Origin of the sequence: Rhizobium sp. GCM10022189 (genome assembly GCF_042656325.1) — a bacterium.
GTDB lineage: Bacteria > Pseudomonadota > Alphaproteobacteria > Rhizobiales > Rhizobiaceae > Rhizobium.
The window spans coordinates 17,120-41,146 of record NZ_JBHSOR010000011.1; the positions used below are offsets into that span (position 1 = coordinate 17,120).

General features: G+C 63.7%; 27 protein-coding genes and 1 riboswitch. Of the genes, 14 read left to right on the top strand and 13 right to left on the bottom strand.

From position 1 onward, the window contains the following. Positions 1 to 108: 108 nt before the first annotated feature. Positions 109 to 801, top strand: coding sequence for a MerR family transcriptional regulator (locus tag ACFPWW_RS09145; RefSeq protein ID WP_112569553.1), 693 nt, complete (start codon positions 109 to 111; stop codon positions 799 to 801). A gap of 58 nt (positions 802 to 859) precedes the next feature. Here the strand turns inward: ACFPWW_RS09145 and ACFPWW_RS09150 are convergent, their stop codons facing one another. Further along, entirely contained in the window at positions 860 to 1,987 is a 1,128-nt protein-coding gene (locus ACFPWW_RS09150) for an ATP-dependent DNA helicase (RefSeq protein WP_112569550.1), read from the bottom strand. A 241-nt stretch (positions 1,988 to 2,228) separates the two neighbouring features. Between ACFPWW_RS09150 and ACFPWW_RS09155 the strand changes: the two genes are divergently transcribed. Together ACFPWW_RS09155 and ACFPWW_RS09160 are read left to right on the top strand one after the other, a co-directional pair. Continuing rightward, positions 2,229 to 3,824 (top strand): MFS transporter, encoded by a 1,596-nt coding sequence (locus ACFPWW_RS09155; protein WP_377311447.1) that lies wholly within the window; start codon positions 2,229 to 2,231, stop codon positions 3,822 to 3,824. Positions 3,825 to 3,859: 35 nt separating this feature from the next. Then, positions 3,860 to 4,030 (top strand): hypothetical protein, encoded by a 171-nt coding sequence (locus ACFPWW_RS09160; RefSeq protein WP_377311448.1) that lies wholly within the window; start codon positions 3,860 to 3,862, stop codon positions 4,028 to 4,030. Positions 4,031 to 4,076: 46 nt separating this feature from the next. Here the strand turns inward: ACFPWW_RS09160 and ACFPWW_RS09165 are convergent, their stop codons facing one another. The 3 genes from ACFPWW_RS09165 to ACFPWW_RS09175 all read right to left on the bottom strand — a co-directional run bounded on the left by ACFPWW_RS09165 (position 4,077) and on the right by ACFPWW_RS09175 (position 6,379). Further along, the gene (locus ACFPWW_RS09165) at positions 4,077 to 4,445 is read right to left on the bottom strand and encodes a type II toxin-antitoxin system RelE/ParE family toxin (RefSeq protein ID WP_377311449.1); all 369 of its coding nucleotides are present in this window, start codon (positions 4,443 to 4,445) and stop codon (positions 4,077 to 4,079) included. A 5-nt stretch (positions 4,446 to 4,450) separates the two neighbouring features. Continuing rightward, positions 4,451 to 4,744, bottom strand: coding sequence for a type II toxin-antitoxin system ParD family antitoxin (locus ACFPWW_RS09170; RefSeq protein ID WP_377311450.1), 294 nt, complete (start codon positions 4,742 to 4,744; stop codon positions 4,451 to 4,453). Positions 4,745 to 5,089: 345 nt separating this feature from the next. After that, the gene (locus tag ACFPWW_RS09175) at positions 5,090 to 6,379 is read right to left on the bottom strand and encodes a bifunctional folylpolyglutamate synthase/dihydrofolate synthase (RefSeq protein ID WP_377311451.1); all 1,290 of its coding nucleotides are present in this window, start codon (positions 6,377 to 6,379) and stop codon (positions 5,090 to 5,092) included. A gap of 26 nt (positions 6,380 to 6,405) precedes the next feature. Next, positions 6,406 to 6,486, bottom strand: a riboswitch (ZMP/ZTP riboswitch). A gap of 171 nt (positions 6,487 to 6,657) precedes the next feature. Here ACFPWW_RS09175 and ACFPWW_RS09180 point away from each other — a divergent pair. The 3 genes from ACFPWW_RS09180 to ACFPWW_RS09190 are packed head-to-tail and all read left to right on the top strand — an operon-like array spanning position 6,658 to position 8,346. Next, entirely contained in the window at positions 6,658 to 7,038 is a 381-nt protein-coding gene (locus ACFPWW_RS09180; protein ID WP_112569541.1) for a hypothetical protein, read from the top strand. 10 nt (positions 7,039 to 7,048) lie between these two features. Beyond that, on the top strand, positions 7,049 to 7,564 hold the full coding sequence (locus tag ACFPWW_RS09185) for an RNA polymerase sigma factor (RefSeq protein ID WP_112703221.1): 516 nt from the start codon (positions 7,049 to 7,051) through the stop codon (positions 7,562 to 7,564). Continuing rightward, positions 7,561 to 8,346 carry an anti-sigma factor family protein gene (locus ACFPWW_RS09190; RefSeq protein WP_377311452.1) on the top strand — a complete coding sequence of 262 codons (786 nt, stop codon included), beginning with the start codon at positions 7,561 to 7,563 and terminating at the stop codon, positions 8,344 to 8,346. The genes ACFPWW_RS09185 and ACFPWW_RS09190 overlap by 4 nt, the downstream gene beginning before the upstream one ends. Before the next feature lie 10 nt (positions 8,347 to 8,356). Here ACFPWW_RS09190 and ACFPWW_RS09195 read toward each other — a convergent pair whose 3' ends face one another. Genes ACFPWW_RS09195 through nthA form a run of 3 tightly spaced genes read right to left on the bottom strand, consistent with a single transcriptional unit; the run spans position 8,357 to position 10,021 of the window. Continuing rightward, positions 8,357 to 8,728, bottom strand: a complete 372-nt coding sequence (locus ACFPWW_RS09195; RefSeq protein ID WP_112757306.1) for a nitrile hydratase accessory protein — start codon at positions 8,726 to 8,728, stop codon at positions 8,357 to 8,359. Further along, complete coding sequence (nthB, locus tag ACFPWW_RS09200; RefSeq protein WP_112569533.1) at positions 8,715 to 9,374, bottom strand: nitrile hydratase subunit beta; 660 nt, start codon at positions 9,372 to 9,374, stop codon at positions 8,715 to 8,717. The genes ACFPWW_RS09195 and nthB overlap by 14 nt, the downstream gene beginning before the upstream one ends. Beyond that, positions 9,371 to 10,021, bottom strand: a complete 651-nt coding sequence (gene nthA, locus ACFPWW_RS09205) for a nitrile hydratase subunit alpha (protein WP_112753350.1) — start codon at positions 10,019 to 10,021, stop codon at positions 9,371 to 9,373. Before nthA ends, nthB begins: the two co-directional genes overlap by 4 nt. Positions 10,022 to 10,275: 254 nt before the next feature. On the opposite strand from nthA, the gene ACFPWW_RS09210 reads away from it, so the two are divergent. The 3 genes from ACFPWW_RS09210 to ACFPWW_RS09220 all read left to right on the top strand — a co-directional run bounded on the left by ACFPWW_RS09210 (position 10,276) and on the right by ACFPWW_RS09220 (position 12,821). Then, positions 10,276 to 10,968: a hypothetical protein gene (locus tag ACFPWW_RS09210; RefSeq protein ID WP_377311453.1), complete on the top strand. Its 693-nt coding sequence runs from the start codon at positions 10,276 to 10,278 to the stop codon at positions 10,966 to 10,968. Positions 10,969 to 11,067: 99 nt separating this feature from the next. Then, positions 11,068 to 12,351, top strand: a complete 1,284-nt coding sequence (locus ACFPWW_RS09215) for an SDR family oxidoreductase (RefSeq protein ID WP_377311454.1) — start codon at positions 11,068 to 11,070, stop codon at positions 12,349 to 12,351. Beyond that, complete coding sequence (locus tag ACFPWW_RS09220) at positions 12,351 to 12,821, top strand: DUF2269 family protein (RefSeq protein ID WP_377311455.1); 471 nt, start codon at positions 12,351 to 12,353, stop codon at positions 12,819 to 12,821. The genes ACFPWW_RS09215 and ACFPWW_RS09220 overlap by 1 nt, the downstream gene beginning before the upstream one ends. Here ACFPWW_RS09220 and ACFPWW_RS09225 read toward each other — a convergent pair. Next, positions 12,813 to 13,406 carry a LysE family translocator gene (locus ACFPWW_RS09225; RefSeq protein ID WP_377311456.1) on the bottom strand — a complete coding sequence of 198 codons (594 nt, stop codon included), beginning with the start codon at positions 13,404 to 13,406 and terminating at the stop codon, positions 12,813 to 12,815. The genes ACFPWW_RS09220 and ACFPWW_RS09225 overlap by 9 nt on opposite strands. A 150-nt stretch (positions 13,407 to 13,556) precedes the next feature. Here ACFPWW_RS09225 and ACFPWW_RS09230 point away from each other — a divergent pair, with 150 nt between their 5' ends. Beyond that, positions 13,557 to 14,402, top strand: coding sequence for an aldo/keto reductase (locus ACFPWW_RS09230; RefSeq protein ID WP_377311457.1), 846 nt, complete (start codon positions 13,557 to 13,559; stop codon positions 14,400 to 14,402). Between the two features lie 41 nt (positions 14,403 to 14,443). On the opposite strand, the gene ilvN is transcribed toward ACFPWW_RS09230, so the two are convergent. Continuing rightward, positions 14,444 to 15,016: an acetolactate synthase small subunit gene (ilvN, locus tag ACFPWW_RS09235; RefSeq protein ID WP_112569519.1), complete on the bottom strand. Its 573-nt coding sequence runs from the start codon at positions 15,014 to 15,016 to the stop codon at positions 14,444 to 14,446. 26 nt (positions 15,017 to 15,042) lie between these two features. Beyond that, a complete protein-coding gene (locus tag ACFPWW_RS09240) occupies positions 15,043 to 16,836 on the bottom strand; it encodes an acetolactate synthase 3 large subunit (protein WP_112753345.1) in 1,794 nt (597 codons plus the stop codon). Positions 16,837 to 17,165: 329 nt separating this feature from the next. On the opposite strand from ACFPWW_RS09240, the gene ACFPWW_RS09245 reads away from it, so the two are divergent. Then, complete coding sequence (locus tag ACFPWW_RS09245; RefSeq protein WP_377311458.1) at positions 17,166 to 19,193, top strand: ATP-binding protein; 2,028 nt, start codon at positions 17,166 to 17,168, stop codon at positions 19,191 to 19,193. 319 nt (positions 19,194 to 19,512) lie between these two features. On the opposite strand, the gene miaA is transcribed toward ACFPWW_RS09245, so the two are convergent. After that, positions 19,513 to 20,409 (bottom strand): tRNA (adenosine(37)-N6)-dimethylallyltransferase MiaA, encoded by an 897-nt coding sequence (gene miaA, locus ACFPWW_RS09250; protein ID WP_377311459.1) that lies wholly within the window; start codon positions 20,407 to 20,409, stop codon positions 19,513 to 19,515. On the opposite strand from miaA, the gene serB reads away from it, so the two are divergent. Genes serB through ACFPWW_RS09265 form a run of 3 tightly spaced genes read left to right on the top strand, consistent with a single transcriptional unit; the run spans position 20,408 to position 21,904 of the window. Further along, on the top strand, positions 20,408 to 21,298 hold the full coding sequence (serB, locus tag ACFPWW_RS09255) for a phosphoserine phosphatase SerB (RefSeq protein WP_112703210.1): 891 nt from the start codon (positions 20,408 to 20,410) through the stop codon (positions 21,296 to 21,298). The two genes, miaA and serB, sit on opposite strands and share 2 nt — an antisense overlap. A gap of 47 nt (positions 21,299 to 21,345) precedes the next feature. Beyond that, positions 21,346 to 21,639, top strand: coding sequence for a BrnT family toxin (locus ACFPWW_RS09260; RefSeq protein ID WP_112703209.1), 294 nt, complete (start codon positions 21,346 to 21,348; stop codon positions 21,637 to 21,639). Next, positions 21,602 to 21,904 carry a BrnA antitoxin family protein gene (locus ACFPWW_RS09265; RefSeq protein WP_377311460.1) on the top strand — a complete coding sequence of 101 codons (303 nt, stop codon included), beginning with the start codon at positions 21,602 to 21,604 and terminating at the stop codon, positions 21,902 to 21,904. The genes ACFPWW_RS09260 and ACFPWW_RS09265 overlap by 38 nt, the downstream gene beginning before the upstream one ends. Positions 21,905 to 21,937: 33 nt before the next feature. Here the strand turns inward: ACFPWW_RS09265 and ACFPWW_RS09270 are convergent, their stop codons facing one another. Continuing rightward, positions 21,938 to 23,686, bottom strand: coding sequence for a Do family serine endopeptidase (locus tag ACFPWW_RS09270; RefSeq protein ID WP_112757325.1), 1,749 nt, complete (start codon positions 23,684 to 23,686; stop codon positions 21,938 to 21,940). Positions 23,687 to 23,836: 150 nt separating this feature from the next. Next, a complete protein-coding gene (locus ACFPWW_RS09275) occupies positions 23,837 to 24,022 on the bottom strand; it encodes a DUF2065 domain-containing protein (protein WP_112569056.1) in 186 nt (61 codons plus the stop codon). Positions 24,023 to 24,027 lie beyond the last annotated feature (5 nt).

Consider the following 24,027-nt stretch of genomic DNA (forward strand, 5'->3'; position numbering starts at 1 on the left):
AGTACTGCTTCTCCCAACGATAAGAACGCTTGAGGAAACCCCACTCGCCGCGCTCCGGAAGCAACTGGCAAACCGCATGAGGTGCAACTCTATGCCCCAGGAGGGTTCATGCCAGACGGTTCCAGACGTTTGTTTGCTGCCGCCGGTATCGCTTCGGAGGCCCGGTCGAAATACCGGTTCCTGCCTTCGGCCGCTTTGCCGCCGGATCTCCCGCAAGGTCCCGTTCCCATTGCCGACATGGCCAATGCTTTCGGCGTCACGCACAGGACTTTGCATTTCTATGAAGAAAAAGGCCTGATTTCCGCCAACCGCATCGGCCTGATGCGCGTCTACGATCAGGATGACGTCATGCGCATGGCGGTCATCACCGTCTGCCGCGAAACCGGCATGCCGATCGCCGTCATCCAGGAATTGATGGACGTGCTGCGCAGCGCCGCCTCCCAGGAAGAGGCCGAATCGATCTTCCGCGAGGCCCTGTCCCAGCGCAAGCGCGAGCTGACGGCCGAAATGTCGACGCTGCACCGCCAGCTTCAGCAGGTCAGCGACCTGCTCGATTACGACACCAGCCTCGACCTGCCGCCGATCAACGACAACAGGGACCGGGCAAGCCTGACCGATCAGGAGCGCCAGTGCCTGGAACTGATGGCCGAGGGCTATTCGACGCCGCGCATTGCCCGCGCCCTTGACCTCAAGCATGAGGAAGCGCGCGCGCTCGAAGCCGATATCATTCTGAAATTCCACGCCAACAATCGCTTCCAGGCGATCGCCAAGGCGGTCCTGCACGGCATCGTGCAGGCCTGATTCCCCCATCCCGGCTGCGGCCGCCACCGCATGCCCCCGCGGCAGCGAAAGCCGGATATCAGCGCACGATGGTCAGCGTCTCGGCCGCGCGGGTGATCGCGGTGTAGAGCCAGCGCTCGCGCGTATCGCGAAAGGCCCAGCTTTCGTCGAACAGCACGACATTGTTCCACTGCGAGCCCTGCGCCTTGTGCACCGTCAGCGCATAGCCGTAGTCGAATTCGTCATAGCGCTTGCGCGTGTTCCAGGGGATCTCGCCTTCGACATTCTCGAAGGCCTGCTTGAGCAGCTTGATCTTCGCCGCGCCCCGATCCATGTCGTCGTCCTCGGGGCGGACCAGCAGGTTGATGCCGGGCTTCGTCGTTTCCTTCGACGAGGTCATCACCTGCCACAGCGAGCCGTTGAGAAGGCCCTTGGCCGGGTCGTTGCGCAGGCAGACCAGCTTGTCGCCGGTCTGCGGATGTTCGGTCGTAAAGCCCTTCAATTCACGCAGGCGCTGGTTATAGCGCCGCCGCGTCTTGTTGGTGCCGACAAGCACCTGGTCGGCGTCGAGCACCAACGGCTGCGTCACCTCGTTCTTCGAGATCACCTGCGCCTTGCCGTAGTCGCCATGCATGATCTCCCTGCCCTCGCGCACCTGCATGGCAAGCTGGATGATCGGGTTGTCGCGCGCCTGCCGGTGAATGTCGGTCAGCAGGTAGTCCGGCTCCTGATTGGTGAAGAAGCCGCCGCCCGTCACCGGCGGCAGCTGGCCGGGATCGCCGAGCACCAGGATCGGCGTGCCGAAGCTCATCAGGTCCTTGCCCAGCGCCTCGTCCACCATCGAACACTCGTCGACGATGATGAGCGCCGCCTTGGCGACCGGGCTCTGGCGGTTGATGGAAAACATCGGCGCGATCGAGGTCTTGCCGGTTTCCTCGTCCTCCACCTCTTCCTCGCCGCGCGGCCGGTAGATCAGCGAATGGATGGTCTTGGCGTTCGATGCCCCGCGCGAGCGCAGCACCTGCGCCGCCTTGCCGGTAAAGGCCGCAAACAGCACGTCGCCATCCACATGCTCGGCAAAATGCTTCGCAAGCGTCGTCTTGCCCGTGCCGGCATAGCCGAACAGCCGAAAGAGCGGCGACCTGCCCTCCTTCAGCCAGTTCGAAACGGCCTTCAGGGCTTCATCCTGTTGCGGGGCGAATTGCATGGAAGCGACTTGGCAGGATTCGCCTCCCATAGGCAAGGCGGAAATTCCCGTCGGCGGCGCAAGCTCCGCGATCGCCGCCCAGAGCGTCCGCGCCGGCTGCGCAATACGGCAAGACTTGCAAGCCAGGCTTTATAGTCCTTCCACCAGATCGCGGATTATCAATTCGCCAAACCTGCCGCATCTTCCACGCTGGCGCCTGCCCGCGACGGGCGCGCGCTTCCGCCAGCAAGGACCATGCAGCATGTCTGACCTACCGATCGAGCGCAGCCGGGTTTTGCCCCTCTCCCGCACCAGCCTCCTCGCCGGGGCGGTTCTGGCGGCATTGACCGAGGCGATCGCCGGCACCGTGCTGTCGCTGGCAAGGCTCGATATCATGGGGGATACCTATGCCTCCTCGGACGAATTTGTCAGGCTCGATGTCGGCTATACCGCAGCCAAGCTCCTCGCCTTCGGGCTGGCGCCCTGGATTGCCGGCAGGTTCACCCTGCAGGGTGCGCTGAGCGCTGCCACGGCCGCAATGACGCTCGCCTGCGCCCTGTCCGTCTATTGCAGCGAACTGAATACTCTCTTCGCCCTCCGGGTCCTTCAGGGTTTTGCCGGCGGCGTTCTGCTGGTCAGCGCCCAGACGCTGCTCTTTCAGGTCTTTGCCGCAAGGCACCAGCCGATCATCCAGGCCGTTTTTGCCATCGGCGCCGTGGTTGCGCCGGCAACGCTGACGCCCTTCATGCACGGCTGGCTTCTCGACACGGTATCCTGGCAATGGATTTTCGCCGCGGTCATCCCGCTCGGGCTCGCCGCCCTCTGCCTGCTTGCCGGAAGCAGCAACGCAGATGCAGCGGAAGCACGGCGGCTGCGCTTCGACTGGCCGGGAACCGCGCTCTTTGCAGCGGCGGCGGTCTCGATCACCTACCTGCTGAACCAGGGAAACCGGCTGGACTGGCTGCGCAACGACAATGTCCTCCTCCTGGCTCTCGTCGCCGGCGCCAGCACCATCCTGCTCATCGCTCACAGCCTGCGCGGCAAACGCGACGCCACCCTTCTCGATCTCGGCATCTTCGGCAACGGCGGCTTCGCATTCGGCTTCATCGCCAGTTTCGTCGCCGGTTTTGCGCTTCTCGGCAGCAGCTATCTCATCCCGGCCTTTTCGATATCCATCCTGCGCATGACGCCGACTGCGGCAGGCACCCTGCTTCTGCCGAGCAGCCTGATGTTCGTGGCCACGCTGTTTCTGACCGCGCTGCTGATACGCCGCGTCGGCCTGCCGCCGGCGATAACGGTTCCCTTCGGCGTGCTGGGCCTGATGTGCGCCATGTGGATGCTGTCGGGCTCTTCGAGCGGCAGCGGCATTCCCGACATGCTTCCGGCCATCCTCGTTCGCGGCGCCGCCCTCGGCTTCCTCTTCCTGTCGATCACCCTCATCACCATGCTGAGCCTCGGCAGGACCGAGCTGGTCTATGGCATCGCCCTGTTCAACGTCGGGCGCCAGATCGGCGGCCTCATCGGCATCGCCTTCCTGCAGACCTTCATCGAGGATCAGACGGCGCAGAACCGCGCCGTCCTCGCCGCCCACATCACCCCCGGCAATATGGCGGTGATGGAACGCATCGCGCTCACAAGCCGCCGCCTCGCAGCCCACGGAATGGAGATGGGTGCCGCCACCAGGGCTTCGGCCGCGCTGATCGGCAAGCAGCTCATGGTCCAGGCAAGCACGATCGCCTTCAACACCGCCTTCTTTTCGGTCTTCCTGTTTTTCCTCGGCGCAGCCCCCTGCCTGATCCTGTCGAAGATCGTCATCGGCAAGCTCATCGCCCGCCGGAAGCTGGCCGCTGAAGCCTGAACGGTCCAGCTAATGTCGTCAACGGCGGCGCCGGCGTGGATATAATCAGCCACTCCACCTCGACATCCGCGATCAGCGTCAACCTCGCGACTGGTGTCAATACCGGCATTGCCGCCGGCGACATCTTTACCGCCGTTGAGATCGTCCAGGGTACCCTGGCGAGTGTCCAATGGCAGGCTCTCGAAGAGCACAGCGCATCGACTTGAACCTATCTCGCGGAAAGTTGTTTTCGGGCCTTCGGTTCTGCCCGGTCTATTCGTCGCCGTAGCCGGACGGAAGATGCCGTTCGAGTTCCATCGCATCGTAAAGCACGCGGCCGATCCCGATCAGGTCGGGACGGGCAAGGCGGAAGAGCAGCAGATGACGAGGTCGGCGGACGATCCCGTTTTCGTATCGCGCCCGGTCCCGGCTATGGCGTAGATGATAGCTGCGCACGCCTTCGCCAAGTTCAGGACGTTTGACGGTCCCGATCCGATCAGGATCAACCGCCAGATCGCCTAACGCGGTGACGAGCAAATGTTCATAGCGCGACCGCGCCGGTTCGCCGAAGCGTTCATGAGTGCGGGCGAGGAGCTCGACGATATCGGCTTGTGCTGCCGCAGAAATACGAAAATCGGCCATTGCCTCTAGATGCCGGCCTTGCGTGTCCGCTTTTCAGCTTCGCGCCCAAGTCCGGTAATGAAGCTTCCAAGCCGGTCGGCCGGCACGTCGACGAACCGCCCTTCATCCAGATCGGTAAAGCCGATGCGCGCTGCCTCCCGCAAGGCTTCCAATCTTGCTGCGTCGAGGGCCTCACGCTGTTCAATCAAGCGCAAGCCTTCGCGCATGACTTCACTTGCGTTCTGGTAGCGTCCGGATTTCACGAGCCGGTCGATAACCGCTTCGTGATGTTCGGTGAGAACGACATTGCGTGTCGACATGTTGAAATTTCCAATTGGCTGTCGCGATCTCAGACTGCCGCAGCTATGGCATAATATGCCAATAGCGAAACGGATTGCAAGCCGGGGACGCAGTTGCGGGCAACAGACCCGGTCGGAGCCGTCACCGGCACTGTCATCCGGCAAGCTGACAAGCATCGTAACGTTCGGTCTTATCCGGTCTTACCCTATATCCTGAGATAGCCGCCCTCCCTGATGTCGATTTAAGCCCCGAGCTTCGCCGAATTGTCTGCAAAGCGGTCAAGGATACGCTGCGCGTCCGCGCCGTACATGATTTCGGGGGCACGGCGCTGCTCCAGTGCTTCGCCAACAGCGAATTCCCAGGTGCTAGCGCGCCTCGCCGATCACCCGCTCGCGCAACAGGCCGGCGAGATAGAGCGATCCCGTCAGGATGACCCATGTGCCGGATGCGGCCGCCCGTTCGAGCGCCCGCCGGTAGGCCGCCTGGGGGTCCTCGATCACCTCGCTCGCAAGGCCGATCTCGCCGGCAAGCGCCTGCAGTTCGGCCGGCGAACGGAAACGGTTGGAAACCGAGGTAAAGATCGGCGAGACGCCGTATCGGCCGATGACGTCGAGAAGCCCCGCCGCATCCTTGTCCGCCGCAAGCGCGACGACCGCGATGCCCCGGCCGGAAAATCCGTGCATGCCGGAGAGATCGTCAAGCACCGCCTCGAGATTGAACGGCACATGCGCCCCGTCGAGCATGACGCAAACGCGCCGGCCGGCAACAGGCACCGTGAACCGTTCCAGCCGTCCCGGCAGCTGCGATTCCCGCTCGGCGTCCCTGTCGATCAGCCAGCCGCCGACCGCCCTGCCCTCGCGGGCCGTCACACCGCCTTCTCCGAGCACGTCGAGCGCCGCACCGGCGACCGCGACATTGCGTTCGGCAATCGTCTTCAGCCCGGAGAAATCCGGCCGGATCAGCCGTGCGTCAACCTCGGCCGCCCGCTTCGCGATCACCGCGCCGGCTTCGTCCTCCGCCTCAAGCGGGGTGACGACGGCCGAGTGCGGCTTGATGATGCCGGCCTTTTCGAAGGCGATGGCGGCGCGCGTCCTGCCGAGGATTTCCGTATGTTCGAGCCCGATATTGGTGATGACGGAAACGTCGCTGTCGACGATATTGGTCGAATCCAGCCGTCCGCCGAGCCCCGTCTCGACCACCGCCCATTCTATGCCGACATCCCGGAAGATCAGGAAGCCCGCGGCGGTCAGCAGGTCGAACCAGGTCGCCGCCTCCGCGGCCGTCGCTTCCGCCCGTGCCGCCCGCAGCGCATCGAGCGCAAGAAACAGCGCCTCGGCAAGCACGCCTTCCTCGACCGGCCTGCCGTTCACGCTGATGCGCTCGGAAATATGCTCCACATGCGGCGAGGCATAACGCCCGACGGAAATGCCGGCATGGCGCAGCCCCGCCTCGATCAGCGCGCAGGTCGAGCTCTTGCCCTTCGTGCCCGCCACATGGATGGAACGAAAGGCGCGGTGCGGATTGCCGAGCCGGGCGGAGAGATCGAGGATCGGCTCCAGCCCGACGCGCATTTCGCCGCGCGGGCGCTGTTCCCAGTTGGTGAGCTGGTCGAGTTGCGAAAGGGCTTCGATAAGGCGGGGATTCTGGTTTTGCATGGGCATGGCACACATTACGAAGGTTACTTTTGTGCCCAGGCGAGCGGCATCGGCAACCTGCGCTCCCCGATGGTTTTCCATCTGTCTCGCCAGTCACGCAGGCTGCGCGACACTAGAACCTTTCGGATCGTCTGCCTAGCCTGCGAAGCGCCATCGAGCGTGCCCGCCGCGACGCCGGCAGCAAACGGGCCTTCAAAAAAAGGGGGAATAAAACCGCGGCCTGCGGTGTCTCATCTCCGGTATCGCAAGAATGCGTGCCTAACCCGAGGAGAGAGACCATGAAGTCCGTGAAATTCCTGTCCGTGCTGGCAGTTGTCGCTGCCACCGCCGGCGCAGCCTTCGCCGCCCCCGCCGTCACCGAAGTCGAAACGGCCAAGGGCAAGGTTCTTGCCGGTGAAAAGGGCATGACGCTCTACACCTACAAGAAGGACGAAAAGGGCGTTACGAACTGCTACGACAAGTGCGCCGCCAACTGGCCGCCCTTCCTGGCCGCTTCCGATGCCAAGGCCGATGGTGCATACTCGCTCGTCGAACGCAAGGATGGAACCAAGCAGTGGGCCAAGGACGGCATGCCGCTCTATTACTGGGTGAAGGACACCAAGTCCGGCGACATTACCGGCGATGGCGTCGGCGGTGTCTGGGATCTCGCAAAGCCCTGATGAGGCAAGCGTGAAGACGCCCCCACCCGAAACGTTCGAGGGCCAGATCCTGGCCCTCCTTCCCTCGCTCCGCCGCTATTCCCGCAGCCTCACCCGCTCGGATGCCGAAGGCGAGGATCTGCTGCAGGATTGCGTGGAAAAGGTTCTGGCCCGGCGCGGCCAGTGGCGCGGCATCAACCTGCGCGGCTGGGTCCTGACGACGATGACCAACCTCTACCGCAACACCCGCCGCGCAAGCCCCCGCGACCGGCTGGTCGAACTCGACGCCGCCGAGGGCATGGCCGGTCCGGATGCCGAGGGCGACCCGCTGGAGCGCCTGCGGCTGGAACAGGCCCTGAACAGCCTGCCGGAAGACTACCGCGCCGTGCTGATGCTCGTCGTCATCGAGGGCTACAGCTACAGCGAAGTCGCCGCCATGCTGGACATTCCGATCGGCACTGTCATGTCGCGCCTGTCGCGCGCGCGCCAGCGCATGAGCGAACATATGAAAGCCGATAACGTGATTACGCTTCGGAGACCGAAATGAACGAGACCAACCCTGCCGTGACCGAAGCGGACCTGCACGCCTATGCGGACGGGCAATTGCCCGAGGCTGCCCGCGCCCGCGTGGAAGCCTACCTTGCCGAAAACCCCGAAAAGGCCGCCAAGGTCGCCGGCTGGCAGGCACAGAATGCCGGCATCAAATCGCTGTTTGCAGGCTATGAGAAGAGCCGCGAGACGGATCCCCGCATGGTGACACCGGCCAGGCAGCCGGCCTCCCGCTGGGCGATGCGCGCCACCTTCGCCGCCGCCGCCGTCACGCTCTTTGCGCTCGGCGCCCTCAGCGACCGTTTCGTCCCGCCGCTCTTCGAGCGCCCGCCGCTGCAGCTGGCCGAATCCGAGACCCTGCCGAAACAGGCCGAGACCGCCTTCCTCGTCTATGCGAGCGAGGTGCGCCACCCGGTCGAGGTCTTCGCCAACGAGGAGGCGCATCTGGCGACCTGGCTCGGCAAGCGCCTGGCGATCCCCGATCTCAAGGTGCCGGACCTGCAATCGCTCGGCTTCCACCTGGTCGGCGGCCGCCTGCTGCCGGTCGACGGCCGGCCCGGCGCCATGTTCATGTACGAGGACCAGGGCGGCGAACGGCTGACCGTCATCGTCGGCCGCAACAAGGAAAACAGGACGACGAGTTTCCGCTTCGCCTCCGCCAGCGATGTCGAGACCTTCTACTGGATCGACGGCGAACTCGGTTATGCGGTGACGGGCGAAATCTCCCGCGACATGCTGCGCAAGGTGGCCGAGGAATGTTACCGGCAGTTCCCGTCGTAAGACGGCAACCTCACCGCAGCGGATCGTTGGCAAGCTCGATCGGCCTGCCGTGCGGCGTCGCCTCCGCCGCCCGCTGCCAGCTCTTCTGCAGCTCGAGGATCACGTCGGCATCCGCCACGCCGCGGCTGACGAGCAGATCGCAAAGGGCCGCCACCCAGCAATCGAAATAGTCGCTGCCGTCTTCGGCCCGGCCGGGCCTGTGCAATTCCTTCGACAGGACCTGCGCCCATTCGCTCCAGGCAAACAGCCCCTTTTCGTGCAGATGCACGGTCATGGCGAAGGCTTCCGCCGCCCAGGGCTCCGGGAAGACGGGATCACCCTCCGGTGACTTCGGCAGGCCGGGCGATTGCGCCAGCTGGGAGGGCAGCTCACACACGCTCAAGATAGCTCTCCCATGCATCGATCGAGACCGTCAGCGACGGGTCGGCGCCCTCGCCCCAGATCTCGCTGCCGTCGAAGACGACCGTATAGAGCCATTGCGGGTTCTCGCCCTTGCCATGCGCATTGTCGTCGGGGAAGACGAAGGACCCCTGAACCGCCTCGATCGTGCCTGTCCTGGCGCGGGCGTAGCGCGGCAGTCGCGTATGCGTGGCCGGATTGAAATTCCTGGTCTTCACCGTCTCGCCGACCACGAAGAGCGGCGCCGTCTCCACTGGCCGGTCGCAGGGACCGCCCCTGGCGAGCACGCCCGCCACCATATCGGCCTTCAGCACCCGCTTCGGCACCGCGCCGTCCTGCAGCCTGTGGCCGGAGAGCAGCTCTTCCCGCGTCGCAAATCCGTGGCGCTCCAGAAGCATGTCGATGCCGCGAATCCAGATCTCGTAATAGCTCGCCGAGAGATAGTCGGCCGGCGGAATGCTTTCGCGCGCATGCCGGCTCTCGTCGATCGTCCAGGCGCCGAAGGCGCCGCAGGAGAGCGTGATGCCGAGCGCCCGCTTTTCCCATTCGGCATGGAAACAGGGCTCGTTTGCTTCAGGCGCGACAGGGCCGAAACCCATCTGCCCGCCGAGATCGTGCGGCCCGTTCATGACGCCTTCTCCGGCATATGGGCAACGGCAGTGCCGATCATCGCATCGCGGCTGACGAGATCGGCCAGCGCCTCCTCGTCCATGCCTTCGCTCCCCTCCGGCCGTTCGGGAATGACGAGATAGCGCAGCTCCGCCGTCGAATCCCAGACGCGCACCTTCTTGCCCTCCGGCAGCGTCAGCCCGAATTCCGCAAGCACGCCGCGCGGATCGATGACCGCGCGCGAGCGATAGGCCGGCGCCTTGTACCAGACCGGCGGCAGGCCGAGCACCGACCACGGATAGCAGGAGCAGAGCGTGCAGACGATGAGGTTATGCGTATCCGGTGTATTGAAGACGGCCCGCATATGCTCGCCCTGCCGGCCGGTAAACCCAAGGCTCGCGATCGCCGCCGTCGCGTCCCGCTTCAGCCATTCGGCAAAATCCGGATCGCTCCAGGCCTTCGCCACGACCCGCGCCCCGTTGCGCGGCCCGACCTTCGTCTCATAGGTCTCGACGATCGCATCGATCGCCGCCGGATCGATCAGCCCCTTCTCCGTCAGCAGCGTCTCCAGCGCTTTGACGCGCGCCTGCATGTCGGAATAGTGGTTGTCGTGGTGAGGATCATGGTGATCGTGGTCATGATCTGCGTGGTCGTCTGTCGGCCGCATGGCGCTCTCCAGGGTAGAGCGCTCGATCTTATGCGCCGATCGGAGGGCCGCCAAGCATATTTCTCGTCAGAAAATGCGTCAGTCGGCATCATCTGTAATTACAAAAGCAAAAACTAATTAAGCAAATCCTCACTCACGCCGCCATCCTAACCAAACGTTAACGGCTTCGTCTCAACATCGCACTCATGAAAGCTCCGACATTCGGCCGCAGCACCAAACCGCCCGGACCTCCATCCATCCCCTTGCGAGAGGAGATGGAAAGCCTTGCGGACGGCCCGACCTCTGCCGATCCGCGCCGGCGCGAGACCGAAGATACCTTGCAAAGCCCGGGGCTGGTCGCACGCGCCCTGCTCGACCACGTGACTGCGGAAATGGCGACGGACGGCGATGTTCGTTCGATCGATCTCTTCGCGGCCCTGGGATCGGTCGGTGGTTTTTCCTGCGTCCTCACCGCGTTTGACATCGCCTCCGCCGGCCAGCTCAGCGACGCCGCCGATCTCATTGCCATGGAAACCGAGGATGGCTCGCGTTACTATACCGGCAACCTGCCGAACGCCTTCCTGCTGGAAAGCCATGATTCCCTGCTCAACCTGACCTATAGCGCGGCAAGAAGGTCCGGAGCCCTGATCCCGCAAGAGACGGCGATGGAAACGCTTCGTTACGTGATCTCGACCATCGGCCATTCGCAGTTCGGAATACCGCGGCTGACGGACGAGCACCGTCCGGGCGATACGCCCCTTGCCTACGTGCGCCGCCTTTGGCCGAAGCTGGCCGATGCTCTCGATCGAAATCTCGTGCCCATCGGCAAGCGGCCCTTCGCCATCGGCCTGGCGTTGGAACTTGCCTTCTTCCACGTCAGGCCGCCGCTCGATCCATCCCTGGCGGCGCGGATCGTCACCGAATGCGCCGTTCCCATGGCGAAAATCGATCCCCGCCTCGTCGCTTGAACTATCCGAAATGAAAGCAAGGCCGTTCTTGCGCGCAAGACACGCGCGTTTTGCGACGCGCCCCCTGCCCGATATGCCGTTTTTCGGTAGTCTGCCGCCATGAACATCCTGATTCTCGGTGCCACAGGTTTCATCGGCTCGGCGGTCGCAGCGCGCTTGCTGGCCGACGGCTGCACCGTAACCGGGCTTGCCCGCAATCCCGACCGGGCACGCATCCGCCAGCCCGCCATCCGCTGGATCAGGGCCGATCTGGAGAAGATGACCGATGTGGGCGCCTGGGCCTGCGTGCTGCAAGGCCAGCACATGGTCGTCAACAGCGCCGGCGCCCTCCAGGACGGTCTTTCAGACAATCTCGCTGCCACGCAGCAACACGCCATGATCGCGCTCCAGCAAGCGGCGCGACTGGCCGGTGTCACACTCTTCGTCCAGATCTCCGCCCGAACGGACGGCGCCGGCGCCGACCTGCCCTTCCTCGCCACCAAACGCGCCGCCGATATCGCGCTTGCGGCGTCCGGCCTGCCTTACGTGATCCTGCGCCCGTCCCTCGTGCTCGGCCGCAACGCCCACGGCGGCACGGCCCTTCTGCGCGCGCTCGCATCCTTCCCGCTTGCCCTGCCGCTCCTCCATGCCGACAGCCCGGTTGAAACGGTCGCGGCCGAAGATATCGCCGCCGCGGTCTCGGCCGCGATATCGGGGGCGCTTGCCTCCGGCAGCGATATCGCACTGGCCGCCGAAGGACGGCACACGCTCGCAAGCCTTGTCAGGCTGCACCGCGCCTGGCTCGGCCTGCCGGACGCGCCGGTCATCGCCATCCCGCCGGCAATCGCCCGCCCGGTCTCATGGCTTGCCGATCTCGCCGGCCATCTCGGCTGGCGCTCGCCATTGCGCTCCACCGCCATGACCGTCATGTCCGAAGGCGTGCGCATGGACCGGCCGACACCTTCGGGCCTGCCGGCGCTTTCGGCTGCGGAGACGCTTGCCGCCAATCCTTCCGGCGTTCAGGACCTGTGGTTCGCCCGCCTCTATCTGCTGAAGGCGCCCGTCATGGCGGGCCTGTCGCTCTTCTGGCTGCTGTCGGGCCTCATCCCGCTTCTGGCCCCGGCACAGGCCGGCAACCATTTCCTGCCCTTCATGCCGCCGGCTGCCGCGATGGCGCTGACCATCCTCACCTGCCTGATCGACATGGCGCTCGGCGCCGCAGTGCTCGTGCGCCCCTTTGCCCGCCGCGCCCTCATCGGCATGCTCGTCGTTTCGCTCGCCTATCTCGCCGGCGCCACGGCCCTGGAGCCGGCGCTCTGGCTCGATCCGCTCGGCCCGCTCGTCAAGATATTGCCGTCGCTGCTGCTGACCCTTGCCGCCCTCGCCATCCTGGACGAACGCTGATGCTTGCCGAACTGCTGCTTCTTGCCCATGTGGTGGGTGCGACCGTGCTGTTCGGCACCGGCGCCGGCATCGCCTTCTTCATGGTCATGGCCCATCGCACCCGCGATCCCCGGCTCATCGCCCATGTCGCCAGCACCGTCGTCATCGCCGATACGATCTTTACGGCAACCGCCGCCATTCTCCAGCCGGTGACAGGCTATCTCCTTGCCCGCATCATCGGCTGGGATCTGACCGAAAGCTGGATTTTGCTGTCGCTGCTGCTCTATGTCGTGACCGGCATTTTCTGGCTGCCTGTCGTCTGGATCCAGATCAGGCTGCGCAATCTCGCCCGCGCCGCTGCCGCCTCGGGCACCGCGCTGCCGCCGGCCTATTTCGGCCTCTACCGCGTCTGGTTCGCCTTCGGCTTCCCGGCCTTCTTCGCCGTAACAGGCATTTTCTGGCTGATGCTGACCAAGCCGGCGCTATTTTAGCATCGGCCAGAGGCTGAGCACGAGCAGCACCGCCATGGTGATGTTGAACCATTTCAGCCGCACCGGATCGGACAGCCACTCCCGAAGCGCCGAGCCGAAGCCCGCCCAGGTGGAAACGGAGGGCACGTTGACCGCGGCAAAGGCAAGGCCGACCAGCAACACGCTGATGAGATAGAGCTGTTCATTCGTATAGGTCGCCATCGCCGTCACCGCCATCACCCAGGCCTTCGGATTGACCCACTGGAAAGCCGCGGCAGCGAAAAACGACATCGGCTTCACCCCGCTCTTGCCTTCGCTCAGCGATCGCGAGGTCGCGATCTTCCAGGCGATCCAGACGAGATAGGCCCCGCCGGCGAATTTCAGCGCGAGATACACCGCCGGCACCGTATGCAGCAGCGCGCCCAGCCCAAGCCCGACCCCCAGCAGCAGCGACAGGAAACCCGCCCCGATGCCGAACATATGCGGGACGGTGCGGCGGAAGCCGAAATTCACGCCCGAGGCAAACAGCATCATATTGTTCGGCCCCGGCGTGATCGAGGTCGTGAAAGCAAAGAGAAGCAGTGCCAGAAACGTATCCAGCGGCATGAAACCCTCCCCCGGCCGCGCATGTCGATACGTCGGCAGCCCATTGATTTAGGTCAGCATAACTGCCCTAAACCTCTGTCACCATAACATGATTGTCATGGTGACAGGATTGCCTGATAGTCTGCTGATCACCGAAGGACGAGAACTCAGATGGCCGACCCGATCCCCACCATCACCTTTCCCGGCGGCACCGAAGTCCCCGCACTCGGCCAGGGCACCTGGGGCATGGGCGAGGATGCCGGCCATGCGAAGCAGGAAATCGCGAGCCTGCAGGCCGGCCTCGATCTCGGCATGACGATGATCGACACCGCCGAAATGTACGGCGACGGCGGCGCCGAAGAAATCGTCGGGCAGGCGATCAAGGGTCGCCGCGACGAGACCTTCCTCGTCAGCAAGGTCTATCCGTGGAATGCCAACCGCAAGGGAACGATCACCGCCTGCGAAAACAGCCTGGAACGCCTGGGCACCGACCGCATCGATCTCTACCTCCTGCACTGGCGCGGCAACTATCCGCTCGCCGAGACCGTCGAAGCCTTCGAGACGTTGAAAGCCGCCGGAAAGATCCGCGCCTGGGGCGTCTCCAACTTCGATACCGACGATATGGAAGAGCTGCTGTCGGTTCCCGGCGGGCGAAACGTCGCCGCCAATCAGGTCCTCTACAATCTCGCCCGCCGCGGCATCGAATATGACCTCCTGCCCTGGTGCCAGAGCCGCGACATCCCGATCATGGCCTATTCGCCGATCGAACAGGGCCGCATCCTGCACCATCCTGACCTGATCCATATCGCCAAGGCCTATCAGGCCACCCCGGCGCAACTGGCCCTCGCCTTCCTGCTGGAGCGCGACGGCGTCTTTGCCATTCCGAAGACCTCCAGTATCGAGCGCGCCCGCGAAAACCGCGACTGCGTCTCGCTCGATATTACCGACGAGGACTGGGAAGCGCTCGATGAGGTCTTTCCGCCGCCGGCAAGGAAAACGCCGCTGGAAATGCTCTGATCTCCAGCGGCGGACTGTCTTTTCGAAACGAAGGGCCGGAATTACATGCCCTGCGCGCCGCGGTTCATCGCGGCAATGCCGGTGCGGCAGACTTCGATGAGGCCGAGCGGCTTCATGATTGCGATGAACTGGTCGATCTTCGAGGATTTGCCGGTGATCTCCAGAATGAAGTGATCGACCGTCGCATCCACCACCTTGGCGTGGAAGGCGTCGGCCAGCCGCAGCGTTTCCGCACGGGTCTCGCCGTTGCCGATCACCTTCAAGAGCGCCACCTCCCGCTCGATCGGCCGGTCCTGGCCGAGTTCGCGCGCACGCACCGTCAGGTCCACCACGCGATGAACGGGCACGATGCGCTCCAGCTGCGCCTTGATCTGCTCCAGCACCTGCGGCGTGCCGCGCGTGACGATCGTGATGCGCGACAGATGCGCCGCATGCTCCGTCTCCGAAACCGTGAGGCTTTCGATATTGTAGCCGCGGCCGGAAAACAGGCCGATGACGCGGGCGAGAACGCCCGGTTCGTTATCGACCAGCACCGAGAGCGTGTGGCTCTCGACGGCCGCCGTTTCCGGAGAGATGAAATAGGCAGAGCCGGTGGGTTGAAGATGTGCGTTCATGATCCTGGGTTCCTACCTATCTGTTTTTATACGAGCTGACGGCCCTTGGCGTCGATCGCGTTGGCGACCGCCTCGTCCGTGGCTTCGTCCGGCAGCAGCATTTCGTTATGGGCCTTGCCCGAGGGGATCATCGGGAAGCAGTTGGCGAGATTGGCGACGCGGCAATCGAAGATGACCGGCTTCTTGACGTCGATCATCTCCTGGATGGTCGCATCGAGATCCTCGGGCTTTTCGCAGCGCAGGCCGACGGCGCCATAGGCTTCGGCGAGCTTCACGAAATCAGGCATCGCCTCCGTATAGGAATTCGACAGGCGGTTGCCGTGCAACAGCTGCTGCCACTGGCGCACCATGCCCATGTACTGGTTGTTCATGATGAAAATCTTGATCGGCGCATTGTGCTGGATTGCCGCCGACATTTCCTGGATGCACATCTGGATCGAGGCATCGCCGGCAATATCGATGACGAGGCTTTCCGGATGGGCGATCTGCACGCCGAGGGCGGCCGGCAGGCCGTAGCCCATCGTGCCGAGGCCACCCGAGGTCATCCAGCGGTTCGGCTGCTCGAAGCCGTAGAACTGGGCTGCCCACATCTGGTGCTGGCCGACTTCGGTCGTGATGTAGGTGTCGCGATCCTTGGTCAGCTCGTAGAGACGCTCCAGTGCATATTGCGGCATGATGACGTCGTTGCTCTTGGTATAGGCGAAGGAATTGCGCGCGCGCCAGCGGGCAATATCACCCCACCATGCGTCCAGACGCCCCTTCTCCGGCTTCTTCGGCAACGCCCGCCACAGGCGGATCATGTCTTCGAGAATATGGCCGACATCGCCGCGGATGCCGAGATCGACGTGAACGTTCTTGTTGATCGAGGACGGGTCGATATCGATATGGATCTTCTTGGAATTCGGCGAGAAGGCATTCAGGCGGCCGGTGATGCGGTCGTCGAAGCGGGCGCCGATGCAGACCATGACGTCGCAATCGTGCATCGCCATGTTGGCTTCGTAGGAGCCGTGCATGCCGAGCATCTTCAGCCAGTTCTTGCCGGAAGCCGGATAGGCGCCGAGCCCCATCAGCGTCGAGGTGATCGGGAAATCGGTGAGTTCGACCAGTTCGCGCAGCATGCGCGAGGCTTCCGGGCCGGAATTGATGACGCCGCCGCCGGTATAGAAGATCGGCCGGCGCGCGTTCGCCATCATTTCGATGGCCGCGTGGATCTGGTTCAGATCGCCCTGCACCTTCGGCTGGTAGCTCTTCTGGATCGCATGATCGGCCGGCGGCGTGTAGGTGCCGGTGGCGAACTGCACGTCCTTCGGAATATCGACGACGACGGGACCGGGGCGGCCGGACTGCGCAATGCGGAAGGCTTCATGGATGACGGCGGCGAGCTCGTTGACATCCTTGACCAGCCAGTTGTGCTTGGTGCAGGGGCGCGTGATGCCGACGGTGTCGCATTCCTGGAAGGCGTCCGAACCGATGAGCGTGGTCGGAACCTGGCCGGAAAGGCAGACGAGCGGAACGGAATCCATCAGCGCATCCTGCAGCGGCGTCACCGCATTGGTGGCGCCGGGACCCGACGTGACCAGCATGACGCCGACCTTGCCGGTGGAGCGGGCATAACCCTCGGCCGCATGGCCGGCCCCCTGCTCGTGGCGCACGAGGATGTGCTTGATCTCGTCCTGCTGGAAGATCTCGTCGTAGATCGGCAGGACGGCACCGCCGGGATAGCCGAAAATGTGCTCCACGCCGTTGTCCTTCAGCGCGCGGAGAACGATTTCCGCTCCCGTCATCCGATTGCTGTCCGCTTGATTGTCCGTGCTCGCCATGTGTCTGTTCCGTTTGATGCTGGGGATTTGAGTTTGTGGCCGGAAGCCCTGATTTCGGGCATAAAAAAAGGCCCCCGAGGAGCCTTCGTCTAGCGCATGGGTGGCTGTCGCCGGATGGTTACACCATCCTGCCCATGCGCTTTCCCACCACGATAAGAACGTTCGAAATTGTCATGGGCGGAATTGATAGACAGAAAATTTCGCAGCGTCAACGCATTCCGCAATAAAAAATCGGACACGCGTCATCCGCCCCGGCCGCCCGGTTCCGCGGCTGAAGGATTTGTTAAAGGATCGGCTATATCCTGCGCTTTAATGCAGGGAGTAACCCTTTGCTCAACAACGACATGATGACGACAGGCAAAGCCGGCGAGCAGGACCGCCGCGACAGCCTTACGCCGGGGAACAGGTTCCTCGGGCGCGTCGTTGCGTGCAGCGGTTCACGCGCCACCATTGCCGCCGTGGCGGAAGACGGCGGCACCGACCTTACCGAATTGTGGTCCGTCGGCCGGCTGATTTCGATCAGCGTCGGCAGAAACCGCGTCGTCGCCCTCGTCTTTTCCATGAACACCGGCAACCAGGGCTGGGGCGAAGGCCAGGACAACGTCTTCCGCATCGAGACGGAACTGCTCGGCGAAGTGCGCGTCGACGAGGACGGCCGCGAGGAATTCTCGACCGGCATTTCGCGTTATCCCTATCTCGGCGCCATCGCCCACCGCATCCGCGCCGCCGACCTGATGCGCATCTACGATGCCGGCAAGGGCGCCACCGCCGTCATCGGCAACCTGACGCAGGATGAAAGCATCGACGCGGCGATCCACGTTCCCTCGATGCTGTCGAAGCATTTTGCCGTGGTCGGCTCCACCGGCGTCGGCAAGTCGACCGCCGTCTCGCTGCTCCTGCACAAGGCGATCGAGGCCGATCCGAAGCTGCGCGTGCTGATCCTCGATCCGCACAACGAATTTGCCGCCGCCTTCCCCAAACACGCCGTCACCATCGATACCGATACGCTCGATCTGCCCTTCTGGCTGATGCGGCTCGAGGAATTCGCCGAGGTCGTCTTCCGCGGCCGCCCGCCGGTGCCGGAAGAACTCGACATGCTGCGCGATATCCTGCCGGAGGCCAAACGCGCCTTCCGGGGCAGCGACAGCTCGCTGGTGCGCCGCACGACGGAAAAGAGCTCGATCACCGCCGACACGCCGGTCCCCTACCGCATCGCCGACCTGCTCGCCTTGATCGACGAACGGATCGGCAGGCTGGAAGGCCGCGCCGAAAAACCCTTCCTGCGCGCGCTGAAGATGCGCATCATCGCCGCGATCAACGATCCGCGCTACCGCTTCATGTTCTCCAGCAACACGATCAGCGACACGATCACGGAGACCATCGCGCAGATCTTCCGCATCCCCGGCGACAACAGGCCGATCTGCACGTTCCAGCTTGCCGGCATCCCCTCGGAAGTCGTCAATTCCGTCGCCTCGGTGCTCTGCCGCATGGCCTTCGAAATCGCGCTCTGGAGCGACGGCGCCATCCACATGCTGGTCGTCTGCGAGGAAGCGCACCGCTACATCCCGTCCGACCCGAATCTCGGCTTCGTCCCGACGCGCCAGGCGATTGCCCGCATCGCCAAGGAAGGCCGCAAATACGGCGTGTCGCTCGGCATCATCACCCAGCGCCCCGGCGAACTCGACCAGACGATCCTGTCGCAGTGCTCGACGCTCTTTGCCATGCGCCTTGCCAACGACCGCGACCAGGAAATCATCCGCTCGGCCATTCCCAATTCCTCCATCTCGACGACGAGCTTCATCTCCTCGATCGGTAACGGCGAGGCGATCGCCTTCGGCGAGGCGATCCGCGTGCCGATGCGCATGCGCTTCCTGCGCGTCGACGAAAGCCTGCTGCCGAAGGCGCACAGCGCCACCAGCAAACATGCCGAGGAAGATCCCGACACCGTCGACCTGCGCCGCATCGTGACCCGCATGCGGGCGATCACGTCAGGCCCGGATATTTCCAGCTTCCAGCAGAGCTACAGCGCCGCAATGGCGGATTACGAGCCGGAAGACGATTTCGCCGACGACGGTTTCGACCAGCCCTATGCCGCCCCGCCGGCTCCGGAGGTCCCGCTCGAACCCTATCGTCCCGCCCTGCTGCCGCAGGCCCGCGCTCCGCAGCCGGAATCCCCGCCTCTCTCGCCGCAGACCTCCATCGACGCACGCCTGGAAGCGCTGCGTCGCGAAATGCGCCGCGACGAGCAGCCCAAGCCCGCCTTCGGCGAACAGGCGGCACCCCGCCGCGAAGGCGGCATGTCTCTGCGCGAAAGCATCCTGAAGAAGCCGCTGAGCAGCCTCTACAACAAGGACTGAGGGCGGATTACGAACGCTGCTGGCGCGCACTGCGAGAAAACCTCCCTTTCAGCGATCGCTATCGCAAAATCGAAAAGCAGACGCCGCCGCGAGTGTCTTCTCCCCTGGGGGAGAAGATGCCGGCAGGCAGATGAGGGGGCTCCAGGCTCTGGACTTGCCGATTGCGAAGCAAAGGTAGAAATTAAGGATGTGTCGTGTAGCCCCCTCATCCGACCCTTCGGGCCACCTTCTCCCCGATGGGGCGAAGGGGGAGCCAACAGCGAGGCTCGCGATCAACTCTGAGCACCCCTGCATATGCAGCCTGGAAAATCTCTCCAACCTAAACCGCCAACCTCTCCCAGCTTTCGTCCATCTGGTTGCGGAACCAGGTCATCTGCCGCTTGGCATATTGCCGTGTCGCAGCCGCCCCGCGCTCGACAACCTCGTCACGGCCCATCTCGCCGCGCAGCATGGCCGCAATCTGCGACACGCCGATCGCCTTCATGACCGGCATTTCCGATGAAAGACCGAGCGCCAGCAGCGCCTTCACCTCGCCTTCCGCCCCCTGCTCCAGCATCTTGGCGAAACGCCCGTTGATGCGCTGGTGCAGCACGGCGCGATCCGGCAGCACGACGATCTTGCGCGCCGTGTCGGGATCGACGATCACTGGTCCCGCCTGCCCCTGGAAATCGGCGATCGACTGGCCCGTCGCCTCGAAGACTTCAAGCGCCCGCACGATCCTCTGCCCGTCCTGCACGTTCAGGCTTGCCGCAACGGCAGGATCGGCTCCGGTCAGCTCAGCGTGCAACCCCTCCGGCCCCTCTTCCAGAAGCCGCGCGCGCAGCCGCTGCCTTATCTCCTCGGGAATGGCGGGCATTTGCGAAAGCCCGCCCGTCAGCGCCTTGAAATAGAGCCCCGTGCCGCCGACGAAGACCGGCAGCTTGCCCTCGGCGCGGATGCGCGGCAGAAGCGCCGTCACGTCCCGCAGCCAGGCGCCCGTCGAATAGGCTGCTCCCGCCGGCACATGGCCGTAGAGATGATGCGGCACGCCTTCCATGTCCTCGTCCGAGGGCCGTGCCGTCAGCACCCGCAATGTGTCGTAGACCTGCATGCTGTCGGCATTGATCACCACGCCGCCATGCTGTTTGGCCAATTCCACGGCGAGCGCGGACTTGCCGCTGGCGGTCGGCCCGGTTATCAGGATCGCGTTCATAGCGCTCAGAAGGTTTTCCATCATGGCCCTCGTTGCCACGCTTGTTGCCAATCCGTCAAACCCCGTTCTTTCGCCCGCGATCGCCGAACGTGCGGCAGATGCCGTCAAGGCATCCGGGCTCTACTGGCTGGCGGATGGCATTGCCTGCGATATCGTGCTCGCAGACGGCACCGGCAGACAGGCAGCCGAGGCCGATCTGCTCGCCGTCATCGGCAGTGCGGCGATCGACCTCGTCGTCCAGGAACAGGAAACCCGCCGCAAGAAGCTGCTGATCGCCGACATGGATTCGACCATGATCGGCCAGGAATGCATCGACGAACTCGCCGCCGAAGTCGGCCTCAAGGAAAAGGTCGCGGCGATCACCGCCCGCGCCATGAACGGCGAAATCGCCTTCGAGCCCGCCTTGCGTGAACGCGTCGCCCTCCTGAAAGGCCTGCCGATTTCCGTCGTCGACGAGGTGATCGCCAGGCGCATCACCCTGACCCCGGGCGGCCCGGAACTCATCGCCACCATGAAATCGAAGGGCTATTACACCGCCCTCGTCTCCGGCGGCTTCACGGTGTTCACGAGCCGCATCGCAGCAACTCTCGGCTTCGACGAAAACCGCGCCAATATCCTGCTCGAAGAAGGCGGCTTCCTCTCCGGCCAGGTCGCCGAACCCATCCTCGGCAAGCAGGCCAAGGTCGATGCCCTGGAAGACATCGCCGCCCGCCTCGGCATCACGCCGAAAGACGCTATCGCGGTCGGCGACGGCGCCAACGACCTCGGCATGCTGCACCTTGCCGGCTCCGGCGTCGCGCTGCACGCCAAACCCGCCGTCGCCGCCGAAGCCGATATGCGCATCAACCACGGCGACCTGACGGCGCTGCTTTATATCCAGGGCTATCGCAAGACGGATTTTGTTACGGTTTGAGGTCTTGAATTTTACAGATTTGTACATACAATTTTGTAGAGCTTTCGATGCCGAAATTTCAATGGGATGCGGATAAAAACCGGGCGAACAAGGCCAAGCACGGCATCTCGTTCGAGACCGCATCCCTCATATGGGACGATCCGGATTACCTGGTCTTTCCGGATGCCATTTATGACGGTGAAGAAAGATGGCTTGCTGTTGGAACCGTCGGACTGACGACAGTACTTGTCGCGGTGCATACCATTCGCGACAGCAGCGGAATTGAATTGGTCCGTATCATCAGCGCTCGAAAAGCGACATCGCATGAGAGAAGACGATATGAGCAAGCGGCCTTTGACTGAAGAACAACTGGCGGAGCTTCGCGCTTTGGAAGCGCTTGAAGACAAGGACATCGATACCAGCGATATCCCCGAAATTACTGATGACCGTTGGCTTCTCGCGCGGAAGGGCAATCTCTACAAGCCGGTCAAGCAGCCCGTTACTATCCGCCTCGACGCAGATATTATCGAATGGTTCAAGGAACATTCGAATGGTCGCGGCTACCAGACAGAGATCAACACGGCTCTACGCCGTTATGTCATGGAACAAGAAAAAAGGAGCGGCTGAGCGCTCCTTTTGCTTTTAGGTCTGTGCTCGACCCTATTCCATCGGCACCGCGATAAACCGCAGGTCGCCATTGGCGGACGCGACCATCATCTGCGCATTGCGCCGGCCTTCCTGCTTCAGCGACTGCACCTTGTTCGCCACGGCATCCGGTGATTTCATGAATTCCTGTGCCACTTCGACGATCACATCACCGGCCTTCAGCCCCTTTTCGGCAGCGGCAGAGCCCGGCGCGACCTCGGTCACGACAACGCCGTCGACGCTTTCGGCAATGCCGAAGGCCTTGCGGGTTTCAGGGCTGAGCAGCGAGAGCGACAGGCCGAGCACATGCTTGGGCGCGGTCTGGCCGGGTGTTGCCTGATCCTGGCCGGGGGGCTGGCTCTGGCCCTGCTGGTCCGGGCCTTGTCCCTGCTGCGGATCCTGTCCGTCAGGTGCGGTCTGGTTATCGCCGCCCTGATCCGGCTCGTCCATATCGTTATTCTCGCCGGGATCGGGATTGATGACCCCGTCGTCGCTGGAATTGTCGCCGGCGGCGGCCTGGTCGCTGTCTTCGAGACGGCCGAGCGTCACCTTCACGGTCTGCTCCTTGCCGTCGCGCAGCACGACGACGTCGACCTGCTTGCCGACGGGGCTTTCGGCCACGACGCGCGGCAGGTCGCGCATCTCGGTGACGGCCTTGCCGTCGAATTTCAGGATGACGTCGCCGGCCTTGATCGAGCCGTCGTCGACCGGCCCGCCCTTGATGACGCCGGCAACCAGCGCGCCCTTGGCGCTGTCGAGGCCGAGGCTGTCGGCCACTTCGTCGGTGACGGGCTGGATGCGCACGCCGAGCCAGCCGCGCCGCGTCTCGCCATATTCGCGAAGCTGGTCGACCACGCCGGATGCAAGTTCCGACGGCACCGAGAAGCCGATGCCGATCGAGCCGCCCGACGGAGAGATGATCGCCGTGTTGATGCCGATCACCTCGCCCTTCATGTTGAAGAGCGGACCGCCCGAATTGCCCTTGTTGATCGCTGCATCCGTCTGGATGAAATTGTCGTAGGGGCCGGCGTTGATGTTGCGCCCGCGCCCGGAAATGATGCCGACCGTCACCGATCCGCCGAAGCCGAACGGGTTGCCGATCGCCATCACCCAGTCGCCGATGCGCATGACGCTGGAATCGCCGAACTTGACGGATTTCAGCGGCTGCTTCGGCTCGACCTTGAGCACCGAAAGATCGGTCTTGGTGTCCGTGCCGATCAGCTTGGCCTTGAGCTTGGTGCCGTTGGCGAAATTGACCTCGATATCGTCGGCGCCCTCGATCACGTGGTTGTTGGTGACGATGTAGCCCGAGGGGTCGATGACGAAGCCGGAGCCGAGCGAGCTGACATTGTGGTTCGAACCGCGATTGCCCTGCTGCTTGTTGAAGAAATCGTTGAAGAATTCCTGGAAGGGCGAGCCGTCGGGCGCGCGCGGCGCAGGACCGACGCCCTCGTCGTCCTTCACGTTCTGCGAGGTCGAAATATTGACCACGGCATCGAGCAGCCCCTCGGCCAGATCGGCCACGGAAGCCGGCCCGTTGGCCGGGGCCGTCATCTGCATCGGCGGCGCTGCCGGCGCGACCGCGGTGGGCGAAACCGGCGCCGCTTGAGGAGCGGCCGGGGCCGGTGCTGCCTGTTCAGGCGCCGCAGGAGCCGGAGCGGTCTGCGCATGCGCAATACCGCTTGCACCGACATGTGCCAGAAGGGCAGTGCCGGCCAGGAGCGCGAGCGTTCGTCTGAAGGGCGAGCGTGTCGTGGGGGCCATCAAGCTTCCTCGTCTGGGGTAAAGGCGCACATACATCATCAGCATAAGGCGGAATGATGGAGGGCGAAATCACCTTTTCGAGAAATCCCCGTGCGAATGTGATCGAGAGCCTTTCCTGGTTGGATTGCAGCATTCTAACCAGAAAAGGCTCTAGCCTCGTAAAAGCCAGACGAGACCCACGCCAAGCGCCATCGCGGCCAGCCCGAAAGCCCTGAGATGCCGCTCCGGAATCGTGGGAAGCAGCCGTGCCATCTCGACCAAAAAACGAGGGGCCAGCGCATAGGCCAGCCCCTCGATGATGAGGAAGAATGCAAGTCCCGTCAGAAAGTCCTGCATTCAAT

Excerpts from the sequence above, each read along its gene's own strand:
- ACFPWW_RS09145 (WP_112569553.1), top strand. The coding sequence starts at position 109 with ATGCCAGACGGTTCCAGACGTTTGTTTGCTGCCGCCGGTATCGCTTCG.
- ACFPWW_RS09150 (WP_112569550.1), bottom strand. The coding sequence starts at position 1,987 with ATGCAATTCGCCCCGCAACAGGATGAAGCCCTGAAGGCCGTTTCGAAC.
- ACFPWW_RS09155 (WP_377311447.1), top strand. The coding sequence starts at position 2,229 with ATGTCTGACCTACCGATCGAGCGCAGCCGGGTTTTGCCCCTCTCCCGC.
- ACFPWW_RS09165 (WP_377311449.1), bottom strand. The coding sequence starts at position 4,445 with ATGGCCGATTTTCGTATTTCTGCGGCAGCACAAGCCGATATCGTCGAG.
- ACFPWW_RS09170 (WP_377311450.1), bottom strand. The coding sequence starts at position 4,744 with ATGTCGACACGCAATGTCGTTCTCACCGAACATCACGAAGCGGTTATC.
- ACFPWW_RS09175 (WP_377311451.1), bottom strand. The coding sequence starts at position 6,379 with ATGCAAAACCAGAATCCCCGCCTTATCGAAGCCCTTTCGCAACTCGAC.
- ACFPWW_RS09180 (WP_112569541.1), top strand. The coding sequence starts at position 6,658 with ATGAAGTCCGTGAAATTCCTGTCCGTGCTGGCAGTTGTCGCTGCCACC.
- ACFPWW_RS09190 (WP_377311452.1), top strand. The coding sequence starts at position 7,561 with ATGAACGAGACCAACCCTGCCGTGACCGAAGCGGACCTGCACGCCTAT.
- nthB (WP_112569533.1), bottom strand. The coding sequence starts at position 9,374 with ATGAACGGGCCGCACGATCTCGGCGGGCAGATGGGTTTCGGCCCTGTC.
- nthA (WP_112753350.1), bottom strand. The coding sequence starts at position 10,021 with ATGCGGCCGACAGACGACCACGCAGATCATGACCACGATCACCATGAT.
- ACFPWW_RS09210 (WP_377311453.1), top strand. The coding sequence starts at position 10,276 with ATGGAAAGCCTTGCGGACGGCCCGACCTCTGCCGATCCGCGCCGGCGC.
- ACFPWW_RS09215 (WP_377311454.1), top strand. The coding sequence starts at position 11,068 with ATGAACATCCTGATTCTCGGTGCCACAGGTTTCATCGGCTCGGCGGTC.
- ACFPWW_RS09220 (WP_377311455.1), top strand. The coding sequence starts at position 12,351 with ATGCTTGCCGAACTGCTGCTTCTTGCCCATGTGGTGGGTGCGACCGTG.
- ACFPWW_RS09225 (WP_377311456.1), bottom strand. The coding sequence starts at position 13,406 with ATGCCGCTGGATACGTTTCTGGCACTGCTTCTCTTTGCTTTCACGACC.
- ACFPWW_RS09230 (WP_377311457.1), top strand. The coding sequence starts at position 13,557 with ATGGCCGACCCGATCCCCACCATCACCTTTCCCGGCGGCACCGAAGTC.
- ilvN (WP_112569519.1), bottom strand. The coding sequence starts at position 15,016 with ATGAACGCACATCTTCAACCCACCGGCTCTGCCTATTTCATCTCTCCG.
- ACFPWW_RS09240 (WP_112753345.1), bottom strand. The coding sequence starts at position 16,836 with ATGGCGAGCACGGACAATCAAGCGGACAGCAATCGGATGACGGGAGCG.
- serB (WP_112703210.1), top strand. The coding sequence starts at position 20,408 with ATGGCCCTCGTTGCCACGCTTGTTGCCAATCCGTCAAACCCCGTTCTT.
- miaA (WP_377311459.1), bottom strand. The coding sequence starts at position 20,409 with ATGATGGAAAACCTTCTGAGCGCTATGAACGCGATCCTGATAACCGGG.
- ACFPWW_RS09260 (WP_112703209.1), top strand. The coding sequence starts at position 21,346 with ATGCCGAAATTTCAATGGGATGCGGATAAAAACCGGGCGAACAAGGCC.
- ACFPWW_RS09265 (WP_377311460.1), top strand. The coding sequence starts at position 21,602 with ATGAGAGAAGACGATATGAGCAAGCGGCCTTTGACTGAAGAACAACTG.
- ACFPWW_RS09270 (WP_112757325.1), bottom strand. The coding sequence starts at position 23,686 with ATGGCCCCCACGACACGCTCGCCCTTCAGACGAACGCTCGCGCTCCTG.
- ACFPWW_RS09275 (WP_112569056.1), bottom strand. The coding sequence starts at position 24,022 with ATGCAGGACTTTCTGACGGGACTTGCATTCTTCCTCATCATCGAGGGG.